15 protein-coding genes are annotated in these 18,195 nt (G+C 33.3%); 8 read left to right on the top strand and 7 right to left on the bottom strand.

Going from position 1 to position 18,195, the window contains the following annotated elements; all coding sequences use genetic code 11:
- The first annotated feature begins 248 nt into the window (after positions 1-248).
- On the top strand, positions 249-434 hold the full coding sequence (locus ACJAZK_RS04790) for a hypothetical protein (RefSeq protein ID WP_415222871.1): 186 nt from the start codon (positions 249-251) through the stop codon (positions 432-434).
- 359 nt (positions 435-793) lie between these two features.
- Here the strand turns inward: ACJAZK_RS04790 and ACJAZK_RS04795 are convergent, their stop codons facing one another.
- The 4 genes from ACJAZK_RS04795 to prfB all read right to left on the bottom strand — a co-directional run bounded on the left by ACJAZK_RS04795 (position 794) and on the right by prfB (position 5,355).
- The gene (locus ACJAZK_RS04795; protein ID WP_415222872.1) at positions 794-3,307 is read right to left on the bottom strand and encodes an outer membrane beta-barrel protein; all 2,514 of its coding nucleotides are present in this window, start codon (positions 3,305-3,307) and stop codon (positions 794-796) included.
- Positions 3,308-3,442: 135 nt separating this feature from the next.
- A complete protein-coding gene (locus tag ACJAZK_RS04800; protein ID WP_415222873.1) occupies positions 3,443-3,853 on the bottom strand; it encodes a hypothetical protein in 411 nt (136 codons plus the stop codon).
- A gap of 10 nt (positions 3,854-3,863) precedes the next feature.
- Entirely contained in the window at positions 3,864-4,205 is a 342-nt protein-coding gene (gene arsC / locus ACJAZK_RS04805) for an arsenate reductase (glutaredoxin) (protein ID WP_415222874.1), read from the bottom strand.
- 39 nt (positions 4,206-4,244) lie between these two features.
- Positions 4,245-5,355 (bottom strand): peptide chain release factor 2 gene (gene prfB, locus ACJAZK_RS04810; RefSeq protein WP_415222875.1). Its coding sequence is split into 2 segments (ribosomal slippage): positions 4,245-5,291 and positions 5,293-5,355, totalling 1,110 coding nucleotides; the frame shifts between segments, so codons are not numbered across the junction.
- 626 nt (positions 5,356-5,981) lie between these two features.
- Here prfB and ACJAZK_RS04815 point away from each other — a divergent pair.
- The 3 genes from ACJAZK_RS04815 to ACJAZK_RS04825 all read left to right on the top strand — a co-directional run bounded on the left by ACJAZK_RS04815 (position 5,982) and on the right by ACJAZK_RS04825 (position 10,314).
- The gene (locus tag ACJAZK_RS04815) at positions 5,982-8,390 is read left to right on the top strand and encodes a zinc-dependent metalloprotease (protein WP_415222876.1); all 2,409 of its coding nucleotides are present in this window, start codon (positions 5,982-5,984) and stop codon (positions 8,388-8,390) included.
- 2 nt (positions 8,391-8,392) lie between these two features.
- Complete coding sequence (locus ACJAZK_RS04820; RefSeq protein WP_415222877.1) at positions 8,393-9,412, top strand: threonine aldolase family protein; 1,020 nt, start codon at positions 8,393-8,395, stop codon at positions 9,410-9,412.
- Positions 9,413-9,480: 68 nt separating this feature from the next.
- The gene (locus ACJAZK_RS04825; protein ID WP_415222878.1) at positions 9,481-10,314 is read left to right on the top strand and encodes a formate/nitrite transporter family protein; all 834 of its coding nucleotides are present in this window, start codon (positions 9,481-9,483) and stop codon (positions 10,312-10,314) included.
- A 246-nt stretch (positions 10,315-10,560) separates the two neighbouring features.
- Here ACJAZK_RS04825 and ACJAZK_RS04830 read toward each other — a convergent pair whose 3' ends face one another.
- The gene (locus ACJAZK_RS04830; protein WP_415222879.1) at positions 10,561-10,884 is read right to left on the bottom strand and encodes a YbaB/EbfC family nucleoid-associated protein; all 324 of its coding nucleotides are present in this window, start codon (positions 10,882-10,884) and stop codon (positions 10,561-10,563) included.
- Between the two features lie 96 nt (positions 10,885-10,980).
- On the opposite strand from ACJAZK_RS04830, the gene ACJAZK_RS04835 reads away from it, so the two are divergent.
- From ACJAZK_RS04835 to ACJAZK_RS04845, 3 genes are all read left to right on the top strand, one after another.
- Positions 10,981-13,041 (top strand): S9 family peptidase, encoded by a 2,061-nt coding sequence (locus ACJAZK_RS04835; RefSeq protein ID WP_415222880.1) that lies wholly within the window; start codon positions 10,981-10,983, stop codon positions 13,039-13,041.
- A 76-nt stretch (positions 13,042-13,117) separates the two neighbouring features.
- Positions 13,118-14,155 carry a PLP-dependent cysteine synthase family protein gene (locus ACJAZK_RS04840; RefSeq protein ID WP_415222881.1) on the top strand — a complete coding sequence of 346 codons (1,038 nt, stop codon included), beginning with the start codon at positions 13,118-13,120 and terminating at the stop codon, positions 14,153-14,155.
- A gap of 212 nt (positions 14,156-14,367) precedes the next feature.
- Entirely contained in the window at positions 14,368-15,627 is a 1,260-nt protein-coding gene (locus ACJAZK_RS04845) for an aminotransferase class I/II-fold pyridoxal phosphate-dependent enzyme (protein WP_415222882.1), read from the top strand.
- A 72-nt stretch (positions 15,628-15,699) separates the two neighbouring features.
- Here ACJAZK_RS04845 and ACJAZK_RS04850 read toward each other — a convergent pair whose 3' ends face one another.
- Positions 15,700-16,818 (bottom strand): GTP cyclohydrolase, encoded by a 1,119-nt coding sequence (locus tag ACJAZK_RS04850; protein ID WP_415222883.1) that lies wholly within the window; start codon positions 16,816-16,818, stop codon positions 15,700-15,702.
- Positions 16,819-16,827: 9 nt separating this feature from the next.
- The gene (locus tag ACJAZK_RS04855; RefSeq protein WP_415222884.1) at positions 16,828-17,811 is read right to left on the bottom strand and encodes a transporter; all 984 of its coding nucleotides are present in this window, start codon (positions 17,809-17,811) and stop codon (positions 16,828-16,830) included.
- Positions 17,812-17,913: 102 nt separating this feature from the next.
- Here ACJAZK_RS04855 and ACJAZK_RS04860 point away from each other — a divergent pair, with 102 nt between their 5' ends.
- Positions 17,914-18,195 carry a DUF4834 family protein gene (locus tag ACJAZK_RS04860; RefSeq protein ID WP_415222885.1) on the top strand — a complete coding sequence of 94 codons (282 nt, stop codon included), beginning with the start codon at positions 17,914-17,916 and terminating at the stop codon, positions 18,193-18,195.

Here is an 18,195-nt window from a genome sequence, read left to right on the forward strand (position 1 = left end):
CGATAAACAATAATTTAGTATTTAAAACACTAATAGTATATTGCTTCTTCAAACTTAATTATAGAAATCCAAGTGGATTTTTTACTGTTTATATTTACTAAAGGAGATACTTATAATACGTCACAAATTAAGAGCAATAACTTAAAATATATATTCTTATTTTTTTATTAGCCTGTTAATAATTCTCAAATTTCCTGTTGCAAAACAAATCTCTTTATTATATCTTTGCATTAATTAAAAATAAACACATGTTCGAATTTGACCAATATTTAGGATTTTTAGCTTTTTTAGGTATCTTAACTTTAGGATTCTGGTTGATGATTTTTCTCATCACATTTATAGTTCCTTATTGGATAGGTGGTTCGCTTATTGAGCGTTTAAATGAAATTAAAGAAGAGAAGAAAGCTAAGCGTGATACTGCGACTAGAGCATAAAACGGTTAACTTATATAGATATTAAAAAAGGAAGCCAACTCGGTTTCCTTTTTTTTTTGATTATGCTCCTTTTTAATAAGAAACTTGAATCCTTGCAGGCCGTTAAATTTGTTTTCAGACAAGAGAACGAATGATAATTACGTTATTTACAAATTAATAAACTTCAAATTATTAAACAAATATTCCGTGTTTTTTGCACATTTATTTAGATCTTGACACAACATCAATATATGTGGATCCGAGCAAAGGGTTTAAGCTTTTATATTTTTTTTAAAGTTAAGAGTACTATTTAGGTTAAAGACTAATTATTTTCTTAATAGTAGGCAATATCAATCAAACATTGAGAAGTTGAATTATTATTATCCTTCAAAATCAAAATCACCACCACCAGAATTACCGCCTTCTCGTTGTTGTTTCTTTTGTTGATTAAATCTATAGATTAGTGATAAGGTTACTTGACGTTGTCTCCATTGTGATTCTCTATCTCTATTAAAAAATTCTGTAGTTGTAAATGATCTTCTTATTCTTGAATTCAAAAGATCTCTTGCATTCAGTGATATTGTAGCATTATCTTTTAAAATTTCTTTACTAAATGCCAAATCTAATGAGAATAAGCCTTGGGTTCTGGTTTGAGCATCCTCTTGTGCTCCTCTGTAAAAAGCATTTGTTTGCCAGTCAATTTCACCTGGTAACGTTACTTTACCGCTAAAACGTGCAAACCAACTTGTGTTTTTAGCACTGTAATCTATACCGTTAAATTCACCTTCAGTTTTAAATTGGAAAAAATTAAAACTGGTATTTAATCTTAACCATTTATTAGGATTGTATAGAATCCCGAATTCAGCACCAGTTCGTGCATTTGTAGATAAATTTACCGGGATTGTTCTTACAATATCAATACCATCTGTAGTTTGCTGATTCGTGTTTTCCTGAACACGTTCAAAAGAATCTGTTTCATATTGATAGTAGATAGAGCTTGTTAACGTTAATTGATCCCAGCGTTTGAGATAGCCTAAATCAAAAGCGCTCGCAAAAGCAGGATTTAGATTTGGGTTTCCTTGAAAGATGTTAGTTCTACTAGATCGAGTTGGAAAAGGATTAATAAACCATCCGCGTGGTCTATTAATTCTTCTATTATAACCTAAAGTTATACTTTCTTCGGTTTTGTCATCTGTACCAAGATTTAAAATCAAATTCAAGGTAGGGAATAGGCCAAGATAATTTTTATCAAAGTCGGTATCAATTGGAAACCCAAAAGCTTCATTAAGCTCTGCTTCAGTTAATCTTGAGTTGATTTTACCTTTTAACTGTGTGTGCTCTAAGCGCAGACCAAGTAAAAACGAGAATTTCCCAAATTTTGTTCCGTATTGTGAATAGATAGCATTTACATTTTCTTCATAATCAAATACATTAGTTATGGTGTCATTGACGAAGAAATTATTCGTACTTACGTTTTCTTGTTCTAAGAGATAGTCGGTGATTTCGTTTTGAAAACTTCCGCGATATCCTGCTTCAAAACGTGCATCATCACCAATGGGTAATACATAATCAACTTGTAACAAATATTCTTTTTGGTCTTCAGTTTGAAGAATACGTTCTTTTTGAAAAGGCTCAGGGTTTGTATCTTCAGAAACTACATAATCTTCATTGATAAACACAAACTGTTCTTCGGCACTATTTTCAAATTGAAAATCTGCTGTAAGTTCGTGTCCACTATCATTAAATTTGGTACTGAAATTAAGTGCAAATTGGTAGCGATTATCTTCTTCGTTTTGACGCTCAGTTCTTAAAGTGCGTTCAACAATACTACTATTGTTGAAGCGTTCACTATTGTTAAGAGATAAATCGGCATCTTCTCCATATCTATAAAAAAGGCTACCAGTAAGTGAGGTTTTATCAGATAGGTAGTACTCCATACCTATATTGCCGTTGTAATTTCTATTTAAACGTGTCACGACTTCTTTCTCTCTAACGCGCTTGTAGGTTGGTTCTATAATTTCACCATCTATAAGACGATCAAAATAATCAATAGTACTCAAGCTATTTCTTGGTGCATCAAAATAACGATATCCAATATTTGAAAATAGATTAAATTTTTCTGTTCTGTAATTAATTGTTGTGGCAAAACCGATGAGATCTGGATTACCTAGATTTAAATTGATAGATCCATTAAACCCTAAAATTTCTTTTTTTCTTAAAATGATATTTAATATTCCAGCGGTTCCTTCGGCATCATATCTAGCGGAAGGTGAAGTTATGACTTCCACACGTTCTATAGCTTCTGCAGGCAACTGGCTCAATACATTAGTGTCACCAAAACCAGCGAGTGCAGACGGTCTGCCATTGATTAAAATTCTAACGTTAGCATTTCCTCTAAGGCTAATAGAACCTTCAACATCTACCGAGACAGATGGTACATTGTTTAAAGCATCACTTACGGTTCCTCCTGCAGTGGTGAGATCTTTGCCAATATTGTATATTTTTTTATCGAGTTTTATTTCTACAGTTGTTGTTTCGGCTATAACTTCTACTGCATCGAGGGCTTCTAAATTGAGTTCTAGTCCAACCGTTCCCAAACCTATGTTTTTATCAATAATTTTATTCTCGTAAGTTCTAGTTTTATAGGATAGGTATTCGATTTTAACATCATAAATACCTGGAAGGATATCAAGTTTAAACTCACCTTTCATATTTGTGATTTCTCCTGTAACCAAGGTTTTATCGTTAGAGTTTATAATAGATACAGTTGCATATTCTAAAGGATACTTGTCGTTTGCATCTATTACGATTCCAGAAACTGTTATTTCGTTTTGAGCAAAAGAAAAACCAGTTGCTAATAAAAAAAAGAATATTGTGTAAAGTTTTAATTTCATATATCGTAATTCAATTTTTATTTTAGGGAAACAAAAGTAAAATTACTTGTGGTGTATATGGGTTAACCTTTTGTTAAACCATTAAAGTAAGATTGTTAAACAACAATTAAATAGAGAGATAGACTTTAAATAATGTTAGGATTTATCTTTTTTCTTACGCTTTTTCTTTTTTTCTTCCTCTTTAGGATCCCATTTACCTTTGAGTGCATTCATGATTTTAGACATCTGGTCTTCAGTAATCATTGCTTTTAAGTCAGAAAAGTGTGAGTCATCTAAATTTTGAACATATGTTCTTCTTTCAAATTCTTGCAGTCCAAGTAGATTTATTTTTTTGAACTCTTCAAAATAGGACTCCATTTGTTGTTTTATTATTTCTTTTTGAAAATCATCAACTTTTAGTGTAGTAACAAAATCATTGATGTATTCCTTTTTTTTCTGTTCCATTTCAGCTTCGTATTTAAGTCGTTGCTTTTCTTCCGCAGCTTGAGAAAACCCATTGTTCATAAATATAACAGAGCAAAAAATTGAGATAAGTAATGTTTTCATGTTTTTTAAATTAAATAATATTTAATATGTTTTGTGGCGGACGACCAATCGCAGCTTTCCTATCATTGATAACAATTGGACGTTCTATTAATTTTGGATGTCTCAACATAGCTTTAATAATTTGAGCATCTGATAGCATTACACCCTTCAAATCAGATTTCCAAATGGCTTCATTTTTACGAACTAATTCAATGGGCTTAATCTTTAAAAGTGAAATGATGTTTTTCAATGCATCTTCGGAAATTGGCTCATCCAAATATTTTATAACTTCAAAATCTTTGCCAGAATTTTTTAAAAGGCTTAATCCCTCTCTAGATTTAGCACATCTTGGGTTGTGAAGTATTGTAATCATAACTATTTCCCGAGAAAGCGAGAGTCTTATTTATTTAAATTATAACTGGTTTGAATTCTCTTCTTTTTGTCCCATCATCATCAAATACGCTTTTAAGAACGGTTCAATATCCCCATCCATAACTGAATCTACATTTCCAGTTTCATGCGCAGAACGTACATCTTTAACCAATTTGTAGGGATGCATCACATAGTTTCGAATCTGACTTCCCCATTCAATCTTCATTTTTCCGGCCTCAATATCATCACGTTGTGCTAATTGCTTCTGTAATTCTATTTCGTAAAGCTGAGATTTTAGCATTTGCATAGCACGGGATCTGTTGTCGTGTTGCGAACGTGTTTCAGAACATGAAATTTGTATTCCACTTGGTTTGTGAGTTAATTGCACTTTGGTTTCAACCTTGTTAACATTTTGTCCACCAGCACCACTTGAACGTGCAGTAGTAATTTCTATATCTGCAGGATTGATATCAATTTCTATAGTATCATCTACTAAAGGATATACATATACCGAAGCAAAACTTGTATGACGTTTTGCATTACTATCAAAAGGAGAGATTCTTACCAATCTGTGGACACCGTTTTCACCTTTAAGCCATCCAAAGGCATAATCGCCTTCAATTTCAATAGTTACGGTTTTAATACCGGCAACATCACCACCTTGGAAGTTGAGTTCTTTGACTTTAAATCCACTTTTTTCAGCATACATTAAATACATACGCATGAGCATGCTAGCCCAATCACAAGATTCTGTTCCACCAGCACCAGCAGTAATTTGAAGCACAGCACTAAGCGAGTCACCTTCTTCAGATAACATGTTTTTGAATTCTAATTTTTCTATAAGTAATAGCGCTTTGTCAAATCTACTTTGTACATCTTCTGCGGTAGCTTCATCTTCTTTAAAGAACTCGTAAACAACTTCTAAGTCTTCAACGAGCGTTTGAGATGTTTTATAATCTTGAACCCAAGCCTTCTTTGTTCTCAAGGATTTCATGATCAATTCGGCTTCCTTTGAGTTGTTCCAAAAGTTAGGATCAAAGGTTTGTTCCTCTTCGTTAGAAATCTCTATTAATTTCGCGTCTATGTCAAAGATAGTGCCTAAGTTTATCGAGGCGTGTGTTGAGATCTTTAATTTGATCTGATGTTATCATTGTGAATAATTTTCAGTAAAATTAATATTTATATTCTAGAGAAAAAACTAAAACCTCAATATGTTTCGTTCTAAGATATAAAAGTCAATTGTTTGAAGTCTTGACGAATTTCTAGGTGTAAGGAAATGAAAGTGGCAGCTCCTTTAAAAAAGAATCAATTGTCTAGCCATATGATATAGGGTTCAAAACCTCATCAGTAAAACCCTTTAAACTTCAAATACGGTTTATTTTAACAAAGGTTATAGCTCTATCAAGAGGGCCATGCTCGTCTTGTTTCGACGTTTTATAAATAGCATTTAATATAATCTAGGTGAGTAAAAACACCGACTATAATAGTCTCGTTTTCTTTTAACTTCAGGAAAGTGGTCCAAAGTAACTTGATAATTGGTCCTATTGTTTCTGTTTTAAAAGCCAAGGGTTATATACTGTAGATTCGTTTTTATAAAATAGTCTTTTACAGAAGCTTTCAAGGAGTGGCGTTAAACGACAATCTTTGATAATTACTAGAGAAACAAACTTAAATCTTTAACCATTAGTTTTACAATAACTGCGATACCTATTATTTTACGAGATCTCAAATATAATTAAGACAAAAAATAAGTAAATTTATACTTTTAAAAAATACTATGAAACAGTTTATTCTTAGCGCCGTCGCGTTTTTTCTTATTATTAATGTGTTCTCACAAAAATTAGATTCCAAAACATTAAAAGACTACAATGGGTTTTTTGATTTTCATTATGAAGAATCTACAGACAAGATCTATTTAGAAGTAAAGGATTTAGATAAAGAATTTTTATATGTTAATTCTTTAGCAACTGGAGTTGGGTCCAATGATATTGGATTAGATAGAGGACAGTTAGGCGGAGAACGATTAGTTAAATTTAAAAAGGCTGGTAATAAATTATTACTCGTTCAGCCTAATTTAGATTACAGAGCTATTACAAATAATGAGCTGGAGAAAAAAAGTATTGAGCAAGCTTTTGCACAATCCGTGCTGTTTGGTTTTAAAATCATAGAAAATAATAATGGAACCTACATTATTGACCTCACATCATTTTTAATGCAAGATGCTCACGGTGTTGAAAAGCGTTTAAAAGGAGAAGGTTCTTATAAACTAGACTTAAGCAAAAGTGCTTTATCCTTGGATAGAACAAAAGCTTTCCCTAAAAATATAGAATTTGAAGCATTATTAACTTTTAAAGGTGAACCTAAGGGAAAAAATATTAAAAGCGTTACACCAACGTCTTCATTAGTGAGCGTCATACAACATCACAGTTTTATAGAGTTGCCAGATGATGGATATAAAATGCGAGAGTTTGATGCGAGAAGTGGAGCGATATCTATGTCTTATTTAGATTATGCGACACCAATTCAAGATCCTATTAGAAAACGATACATCATTCGTCACCGTTTAGAAAAGAAAGACTCAAGTGCTCTTATGAGTGAAGCTAAAAAACCTATTATCTATTATCTCGATCCCGGAACTCCAGAACCAGTGCGTTCTGCTTTATTGGAAGGAGCGCGTTGGTGGAATCAAGCCTATGAGTCTATAGGATTTAAAGAGGCGTTTCAAGTTAAAATGTTACCAGATAATGCAGATCCTATGGATTGTCGTTACAACGTGATTCAATGGGTACATCGTTCTACACGAGGTTGGAGTTATGGAGGAAGTGTTGTCGATCCTAGAACTGGAGAAATTATTAAAGGGCACGTGAGTTTAGGGAGCTTGCGTATTCGTCAGGATTTTTTGATAGCGCAAGCCTTGATGGATAAACCTTTTGCAGAGCGTGATGACAATTATCAACCTATGTTAGATATGGCTTTGGCGAGAATTAGACAATTGAGTGCGCATGAAGTAGGTCACACAATTGGGTTTACGCATAATTTTGCTGCAAGTACAAATGATAGATCGTCTGTTATGGATTATCCGCATCCTGCGATTTTTATTACCAACGGAAATATCGACTTTTCAAATGCTTATGCTGTTGGAATAGGAGCTTGGGATAAGGTAACTGTAGCGTATTCGTATTCTGAATTTGATGCTAATACTATCGAGAAAGATAAATTAAACACTATTCTAAGTGATGCGAATGCTTTAGGTTTGCAATTCATATCAGATTTTGATGCCAGAGCGGAAGGTGGAGCACACCAATTTGCACATCTTTGGGATAATGGTAAAAGCGCTTCAAAAGAATTAGAAAACCTAATGAACGTAAGAGCGCAAGCGATTTCAAATTTTTCTTCGGAAAACATTCGTGATGGAGAACCGTATTCGGTTTTAGAAGATGTGTTTGTGCCTCTTTATTTTTTCCATCGCTTTCAAGTGGAAGCAGCGACGAAAGTTATTGGCGGTTTAGATTATAACTACGCGGTAAAAGGTGATGGACAAACTATTGTAAAACCTGCTGATGTAAAGACACAAAAAGAAACTTTAGAACAAATCTTAACTACTATTTCAGCGGAAGCGTTAGCCATTCCGAAGTCGATATTAAAACTCTTCCCACCACGAGCTTATGGTTACAGTAGAACGCGAGAATCTTTCAAGGGAAAAACAGGAGTCGCCTTTGATCCCATGAGTGCTGCAGTCACAGCGAGTGATATGACCTTGAAATTATTACTAAACTCTCAACGCGCTAATCGCATAATTCAGCAAAAAAGTTTAGATAATAAGCAATTAGGATTTGACGACCTATTACAACACGTTTTAGAGGCTTCCTTTGGAAAACGATATAATGATGTTTATAAAGAGGAGATTCAGCAATTAATTAATGAGCGTGTTTTGCTACATGTAATGAATTTAGCAGTAAGTGATCAATCTATATTTCAAGTCAAAGCAAAAGCAAATGATGCTATAAATTCATTGTCTAGAGATTATCTTGCAGATAAAAAGAAACCATCACAGTATGCAGCCCAATTTGCAATGCTAATAAAAGAATTTAGAGAACACCCAGATAAATTTAAAATAGAAAACGCTCCAAAAATACCCGATGGTTCACCAATTGGTAGTGATTTTTGCAATTATAATGAGAATTAAATATGGTTATAGATTTAAGAAGCGATACAGTTACAAAGCCAACAAAAGGCATGTTGGACGCAATGATGACAGCAGATGTTGGTGATGATGTTTATAAAGAAGACCCTTCTGTTAACGCTCTAGAGGAGCGTTTAGCTAAAATGTTTGGTAAAGATCAAGCGCTATTTTTTCCAACTGGAAGTATGGCAAATCAAACGGCATTAAAATTACACACCAATCCTGGAGAGCAAGTTATTTGTGATAAATATGCGCACATTTATAATTATGAAGGAGGAGGAGCCTCTTTTAATAGCGGAATTTCTTGTAAACTTATAGATGGTCATCGCGGGATGTTTACAGCTAAACAAGTTGTGGAGTCCATAAATCCTCCAGATTTTTATCATAGTCCGTTGACAACCTTAGTAGAAGTCGAGAATACTACAAATAAAGGAGGAGGAGCTTGTTGGGATTTTGAAGAATTGAAACGCATTAGAACCGTTTGTGATACACATAATTTAGGATATCATTTAGATGGAGCACGTTTTTGGAACGCACTTGTAAATACTAAAGAAACAACGGAAGACTATGGACAATTATTTGATACCATATCTGTATGTTTAAGTAAGGGTTTAGGTTGCCCAATAGGATCTGTTCTTGTTGGTAATAACGATATTATGAAAGGGGCAATTCGTGTTCGTAAAATATTAGGAGGAGGAATGCGTCAAGTTGGTTATTTAGCTGCAGCAGGATTATATGCTTTGGACCATCATATGGACCGGTTAGTAGAGGATCATAAAAAAGCAGAAGAGATTGGTGCCGCATTAGAGGACTTATCTATAATAAAGAAAGTAGAACCTATAGAAACCAATATTGTCATTTTTGAGTTAGAGTCTCATGTAGACGAAAGTGAGTTTTTAAAACAACTGTCAGATAGGGATATTCGTATTATTGGCATGGGAAGCAATAAGTTGCGTATGGTGACGCATTTGAATTATACAGATGCTATGCATGAATGCTTGTTGGAGGCGTTGAATGAGTTTTAGATTTTTAATAACAAAATTTTAAAATCAGTCGCTTGATTGATTATTAAGACTAAAGTTGGCAGAAACTTATGGAAAAGCATGAAGTAGACGAAATAGTAAAGACCAAAGCGAAAAAGAAGGATATAGAAGATCATGACGATATTCTAGTAAAACAACTTTGCGAAGGACTTGATGCATACCGTAAAAATAGATTATCTACTTTTTTAAGTAGTTTTATGGCGGGCTTGGAAATAGGATTTAGCTTTTTATTGGTTGCTATTGTCTATAGTACTTTTAATTCGGAAATTAAAGATGAATACATTCCTTATTTAGCATCATTTGTATATCCTCTTGGTTTTATATTGGTGGTTTTGGGAAAGTCAATATTGTTTACAGAACAGACCTCTTTGTTGTCATTACCAGTGATTAGTGGGAAGAAAACGCTTGGTGATTTAATATCGTTATGGGGTATTGTTATACTTGGTAATTTAGTAGGAGGCTATTTAATAGGAGCTTTTATTGTTTGGATAGGTCCTGAGTTGGGTGTCATTTCCTATCAAGGGATAGAGAACTTGGCCACCCATGTAAATCATTTTACTAGAGATGTTATTTTGGGAAGTTCTGTTTTGGCAGGATGGTTAATGGCCTTGCTGTCATGGATCATTACTTCTACTAAAACCGCGTCGGGAAAAATACTGATCATATATATGATTACGTTTATAATAGCCATGTCTGGTCTTCATCACAGTATAGTTGGTAATATTGAGGTATTCGCTGGATTTTTAGTTTCTGATAAAATAACTTTTATTGATTATGTCACCTTCCAATCCACGTCATTATTAGGTAATGCTATTGGTGGAGTTGTTTTTGTAGCTATTTTAAAATATGGCGCATTTTTAGCAAACAATACGAAAGAAGATTAAAAAGTTATCTGCGATATAAAGAGAAATAATAGTTTTTCTATTAAAATTATTTAGTCTGCAATTTAAGTGGCCCTTTTCATGAAAGTTATTGATTTATCACCATTTTTTTGGCAGAAGGCTTAACCGTATTTCAGCAATAGTTTTTCTTATTTTGTAAGAATTCATGTTAATTCGCAACACTTAACGATGTAATAAATAAGAGGTCGATATCCTCCTTCAAAAAATTTGGATATTCTAAGCTTGAGTTTACTTAAACATATCTATCCCAGGAATTTTAGGCATTCCTTCTTTTGCAACAGCAGCAACCTCAGTTTCATGAACCGTCGTCGCTCGATTAATAGCTTTGTTAATGGTAAGAATTAAGTAATCTTCTAACATATCCTTATCTTTAAGTAAGTCGTCATCAATCGTAATCGCTTTTAAAGTACGATTTGCAGTAATAGTTACTTTTACTTTTTCGTCATGACTACTCATATCAATTAAAACGGTGTGCAAACGTTCTTTTGTTTCTTCTACTTTTTTTTGAGCTTCTTTTAGTTTGCCCATCATTCCTGTCATATCTCCAAACATAGTATCGTGTATTAAAAATTATCAGTAACAAAATTACTAAATTGCAACGCTTTTAAAAAGAAAAATGCCATCGCATAATTTTCCGAAGATATTTATATGAAAAAGAACATTGAAGCTCCCGTAGCTAGAATAATTCCTAAGAAATTAGAACTCCACAACGATTTAAGAATAGATAATTATTTTTGGCTCAATCAAAGAGAGGACCAAAATGTATTAGATTATTTGGAAGAGGAGAACGCTTATTACGAGCAGGAGACGTCACATACAAAAGATTTTGAAGTACAGCTTTTTGAAGAGATGAAAGCTAGAATAAAGGAAGATGACTCTTCAGTACCTTATAAATACAATGGATATTGGTACATTGTTAGATATGAAAAGGGTAAAGGCTATCCAATTTACACACGTAGAAAAGAAACTTTAGAGGCTGATGAAGAATTACTTTTCGATTGTAATGAGATGGCAGAGGGTCATACTTATTTTAGGCTGGTAGGCTTAAGTGTGAGTCCAGATAATACGATGATTACTTTTGGTATCGACCTTACTGGAAGGCGACAGTACACATTGAAAATCAAGAGTTTAGTTACTAATGAGGTGTTCTCAGACGCTATAGAAAACACGACTGGTTCATCCACATGGGCAAATGATAATTCAACCTTATTTTATGCTAAGAAAGATGAGCAAACATTAAGATCAAATGAGATTTTTAAGCATAAAATAGGCGATTCAGAAGATCAAGATGTGGTAGTATTTACTGAAGACGATGATACTTTTGGAGCAGCAGTTTACAAAACAAAATCCCGAAAATATATAGTTATTGCGTGTTATAGCACTCTAACTAATGAGTTTCATTTTATAAACGCAGATAGACCAGATGATAGTTTTAAAATATTTCAAGGTCGTATTCGCGGTTTGGAATATAGTATATCACATTTTGAAGGTCAGTTTTATATACTAACAAATAAAGACAAAGCCACCAATTTTAAACTAATGAAAACTCCAGAAACTCAAACTGGAATTGATAATTGGGTTGAGGTCATTGCACATCGCGATGAGGTATTGCTTGAAGATATAGAGATTTTCAAAGACTATTTGGTTATAAGTGAGCGTACAAACGGATTAAATGAAATAAGAATTACGCGTTGGGATAAAACCCAAGATTACTATTTGCCATTTGATAATGAAACCTACACTGCTAATGCAGGAACTAACGTAGATTTTGATACTGAAATTTTAAGATTTAGTTATAATTCGCTTACAAATCCAGCCTCTGTGATCGATTTCAATATGAGAACTAAGGAGCGAGATATTAAAAAAGAACAAGAAGTTTTAGACCCTAAATTTGATAAAAATAATTATACGTCCGAACGTATTTGGGCAACTGCAGTAGATGGGTCTAAAATCCCAATGTCTTTAGTAAGACGAAAGGATACAAAACTAGACGGTAGTGCCCCCTTACTTCAATATGCCTACGGAAGTTATGGCTCTACCATAGATCCATATTTCTCAACAATACGATTAAGTTTATTAGACAGAGGTTTTGTTTATGTCATTGCACATATTAGAGGAAGTGAATATTTAGGAAGAGAGTGGTATGAAAACGGGAAGCTTTTAAAAAAGAAAAATACATTCACAGATTTTATAGATTGCACTAAACACTTAATAGAAAACAAGTATACGTCAAAAGAACATTGTTATGCAATGGGAGGAAGTGCAGGAGGTTTGTTGATGGGAGTTATTCTTAATCAAGCACCTCATTTGTACAATGGCATTATTTCACAAGTACCATTCGTGGACGTCGTGACGACGATGTTAGATGACACAATCCCATTGACTACAGGTGAATACGATGAATGGGGAAATCCTAATGATAAAGCTTATTATGATTATATTAAAAGCTATTCACCTTATGATAATGTGAAAACTCAAGATTATCCGCATTTGTTGGTAATTACAGGTTTAAATGACTCTCAGGTTCAGTATTGGGAGCCTGCGAAATGGGTAGCAAAGCTGAGAATTCATAAACAAAACACCAATAAGTTGTTTTTGAATACTAATATGGATGCTGGACATGGAGGCGCGTCTGGTCGATTTGAAGCTTTAAAAGAAGATGCTCAAGAGTATGCTTTTTTACTGGATTTAGAGGGTATTAATGTCTAATTAAAAAAAAAGTATTAGTTTTGCAAGGCTATATGTTTTTGAATTAAAAAGGTATAAAGCTTATAAAATAGCATTTATGAAAAAAGACATTCAAGTATTTGATAATGTTTTACAATTAATAGGTAAAACCCCACTTATCAAAATAAATAAAATGACAAAAGATTTTGACGGTGACTTCTATGCAAAAGTAGAAGCTTTTAATCCTGGTCATTCGTCAAAAGATAGAATTGCTCTTCACATTATTGAAGAAGCGGAAAGAAAAGGTCTTTTATCTCCAGGTGATACGATTATAGAAACTACTTCTGGTAATACAGGGTTTAGTATCGCTATGATAAGCATCATTAAAGGTTACAAGTGTATTTTGGCAGTGAGTTCAAAATCATCTCCAGATAAGATTGACATGTTAAAATCTATGGGAGCACAAGTTTATGTGTGTCCTGCAAATGTAAAGGCAGACGATCCGCGTTCATATTATGAAGTAGCAAAACGCTTACATAATGAAATTAAAGGGTCTGTTTATATCAATCAATACTTTAATCAGCTTAATTTAGAGGCACATTACCGTTCTACAGGTCCAGAAATATGGGAGCAGACAGAAGGGCAAATCACACATTTAGTAGCCTGTAGTGGTACAGGAGGAACAATTTCTGGAATTTCTAAATATCTTAAAGAACAAAATTCAGAGGTAAAAGTTATTGGTGTAGATGCCTATGGGTCTGTATTAAAAAAATATCATGAAACTCGCGAGTTTGATGATAAAGAGATTTATCCTTACCGTATTGAAGGTTTAGGGAAAAATTTAATCCCAACAGCGACAGATTTTGATTTAATAGATAAATTCATCAAGGTTACAGATGAAGAAAGTGCGCACACAGCAAGAGAAATTTCTAAAACAGAAGGTTTGTTTGTTGGTTACACAAGTGGAGCAGCGATGCAAGCAATAAAGCAACTTAATGAAGAAGGTGAGTTTAAAAAAGGAGATAAAATCGTTGTAGTTTTTCCAGATCACGGTTCACGTTATATGAGCAAAGTATACAGTGATAAATGGATGGAAGATCAAGGATTTTTTGATAGTAAAAAGGTGATTTCAGAAAAAATCCAGTATATAAAGTAATTAGTATTTTTAATGCTTTTGAATTCCTATCGTGATATATCATGATAGGATTTTCTGTATTTATAATAATTATGAACATTGGTTTATAAAAATATTATGCATTCATAATATAATTAACTAATTTTGCCTAGAGTTCGTCTTCTTGATTCCGCTAAAGAAACTGAACCCCTAGGCCAACTCGAATAATTAACATGACTAAAACTGACTTATAAATGAAGGACTTATTTGAAAAGATATATAAGGACAAGGGACCATTAGGAAAATGGGCTTCACAGGCAGAAGGATATTTTGTATTTCCTAAGCTAGAAGGACAGATTTCTAATAAAATGAAGTTTCAAGGAAAAGAGGTTATTACTTGGAGCATTAATGATTACTTAGGATTGGCTAACCATCCAGAAGTGCGTAAAGTTGACGCCGAAGCTGCTGCAGAATACGGTTCAGCTTATCCAATGGGAGCACGCATGATGTCTGGTCATACAGAGATTCATGAAAAATTGCAAAACGAACTTGCTGAATTTGTAAGTAAAGAAGCATCTTATTTATTGAATTTTGGTTACCAAGGAATTATGTCAACAATTGATGCCTTAGTAGCTAAAGATGATATCATCGTTTACGATGTAGATGCTCACGCTTGTATTATTGATGGTGTGCGTCTTCATATGGGAAAACGCTTTACATATAAACACAATGACATTGAAAGTTTAGAAAAAAACTTAGAGCGAGCTACTAAAATGGCAGAGCAAACTGGTGGAGGAATCTTAGTTATTTCTGAAGGTGTTTTCGGAATGAGAGGAGAACAAGGACGTTTAAAAGAAATTGTAGAACTCAAAAAGAAATTTAATTTTAGATTTCTAGTTGATGATGCTCATGGTTTTGGAACACTTGGTAAAACAGGTGCTGGCGCAGGAGAAGAACAAGGAGTGCAAGATGATATCGATGTGTATTTTGCAACATTTGCTAAATCTTTAGCAAGTACAGGCGCATTTATTGCTGCTGATCAAGAAATTATTGATTATTTAAAATATAATTTGCGTTCTCAAATGTTCGCAAAATCTTTACAAATGCAGTTGGTTATTGGTGCTTTAAAGCGTTTAGATATGCTTCGTACGATGCCTGAATTAAAAGAAAAACTTTGGGAGAATGTGAATGCACTGCAGTCTGGGTTAAAGAAGCGCGGTTTTGATATAGGAACTACGCAAAGTTGTGTAACACCTGTATATTTGAAAGGAAGTATTCCTGAGGCCATGGCTTTAGTTAGAGATTTACGTGAAAATTATGGTATTTTCTGTTCTATAGTTGTGTATCCGGTAATTCCTAAGGGATTAATTCTTTTAAGAATGATTCCTACAGCAACACATACATTACAAGATGTTTATGATACCCTTGAGGCCTTTGACGCAATTAGAGAACGTTTAGAAAACGGAACATACAAACGCTTATCTGCTTCTGTAATGGCTGCAATGGGTGAGTAAAAAACAGATTACTATATAAAATAACAATCCGATTCATCTGATAATTATCAGGATTGAATCGGGTTTTTATGTCTATAATACTTTTCTAAACGTTTTACGCCTTCTATAGACTACAGGAAAGAAATGTTTCCATATTTTTTGAATCGCATCATTATCCTCTAACTCGGGAGTTCTATAACAGGTTTGCATACCTAAGTCTTTAAAGGTCTCGTAGTATTCATTAAAAATAACTGCATGAACGCCTTTGTTCTGATACTTAGGATGAACACCTATTAAATAGAATATAATATCCTTATTATTTTTTTTAGCATCTAAAATATGTCTAAATCCAAAAGGAAATAATTTACCATTAGCTTTTTGGAGTGCTTTTGAAAAACTAGGCATCACAATGGCAAATCCAACGAGTTCATCATCTTTATCAACTACAAATTTGATATACTCTGGATTTATAAAACTGATAAATTTCTTTTTAAAATACTCTTTTTGAATATCAGTAATCTCAACAAAAGAAGATAAAGAAGAATAACTCTCATTAAATAAATCAAACATCTGATCTGCATACTGCATCACTTCTGATGTTTTGGTGAATTTTAATGCTCTCAAGCTATAGCGACGCTTAATGAGTTCTTGAGCTTTTTTAAAAAATTCAGGCTTTACGTTTTCAAAAGGAAAATGACTTTCAGAATAACTTTTTTCAATAGTATAACCATAAACGTCGTAATGATTGACATAATAAGGATAATTATACCAGGTAACCATAGGCGCTATTTTATCAAAACCTTCTGTGATTACTCCAACTTTATCTAGATTTGAAAAGCCCACAGGGCCTTCTGTATAATCAAGATTATTTTCTTTTCCAATGCGTTCTACTTCTTCTAAAAGTGCTTTAGAAACGTTTAAGTCGTCAATGAAGTCAAACCATCCAAAACGCATTTTCTTTTGGTTTTGATTATTGACTTCTAACCAATTAATAATGGCAGCAATACGGCCAACAATTTCATTGTCTTTATAGGCTAAGAAAAAACGCGCTTCAGCATCTTTAAAAATGGGGTTTTTATCTTTATTAAACGTCTCTAATTCTTGTTTAATAATAGGCGGCACCCAATATTCTGAATTTTTATATAGCGTGAAAGGGAATTTTACAAATAGTTTTAACTCCTTTTTAGAATGAATTTCTTTAACTGTAATCATAGTGTAGGCTTAAAGACTTCCGTCGTCGTCAAAATCATCTGTTCTTTTCTTTTTTCCCTTTTTCTTTTTAGGTTTTCGTTTGTCTGTAGCCTCTCGAGAGTTTTCATTATCTGTTTCTTTATCGACGTGGAAGTCGAAACGGTAAGACATTCCGAAGTTCAATCCAAAAACTGAAGGTGTGTCTTTAGTGTTAAAGGTAACGGCCGTATCCAATTGAAAGTCTTTGCTCCATAAATAACCACCTCCAAAACGGAATAAGTTATCGGCATAAAAATCGCTTTGAATCCCTTGAGTTTCTGCAAAAACGACCCATTGCGGACTGAAAGAATGTGTAAGCGTTATGATGTATTGAAAGTCTGAATAATCAGTACCAATTCTATCTTTAAGAAAGTTAGTCACTAAAACCCATCCACCAGGAAAATTATTTTGAGTAGCGACCATTATTTTTGGACTAAAACCTTCAACTCCTGGTCCTGTATAAGGATTGTTTTTTGTATCAAAATTTGCACCTGCGTAAACTGCTACAGCAGGAATTAGAGATTTCCATTTAAATGTTCTATTAGCATGATAACTATACAAATTTGGTTTTTCCTCTTCTTCAGAATTTTTATAAGGATCATAAACCAAATATTTTGCTCCTAATGTAAATTGCTTAAAGTTTGAACGTTTATCCTCTGCAGAAATAACAGAACGATTATCTGTAAATGTATCATTTTGATATGTCCCTTCAATATTTATTTCTAATTGCTCAAAAAGGAGCCCATAGCGTGCTGTAAAATCTGCACCAAAACCTGAAACCTCGTATTTTAGAGGTGCATGCTTTTCATTAATTATATAAGGTCCAACCTCCAATTGTGCAACATTTGTTCCGACGGAAAAAGCGCTTTTAGAAACACCTGGTCGGTTAGAATTAATCACCTCAGTATATTGGGCAAACAGGCACTGAGCACAGATAAAAGTTGTGAAAAAGAGTCCTTTTTTAATGAGTTTCATAGGTTGTCGATTAAATTCAAATATAGAGATTTTATATAATTTTTAAGTATTTATAACAGTAATTATATAGAGATAATTGTATTTTTGAATAAATTTAAATTAATGTTACAACAGGCATCATTATATGGTTTTGTGAGAACCATTCTTATTATAGTTTTGGTGTATTATGCTATTAAAATTTCGACGCGTCTTTTCGCGCCATATTTGATGCGTTATATGTCTAAAAAAATGCAACAAAAGTTTGAAGGCCAATTTGGACAACAACAACAGAGACCAGAACCAAAGCAGAAGGAAGGTGAAACGGTTATTGATAAGATTCCTAATAGAGACTCCTCATCAAATAATAAAGTAGGTGAGTATATCGATTATGAAGATGTTGATTAA

The sequence above is a fragment of the Psychroserpens sp. genome, assembly GCF_047633235.1.
Taxonomy (GTDB): Bacteria; Bacteroidota; Bacteroidia; order Flavobacteriales; family Flavobacteriaceae; genus Psychroserpens.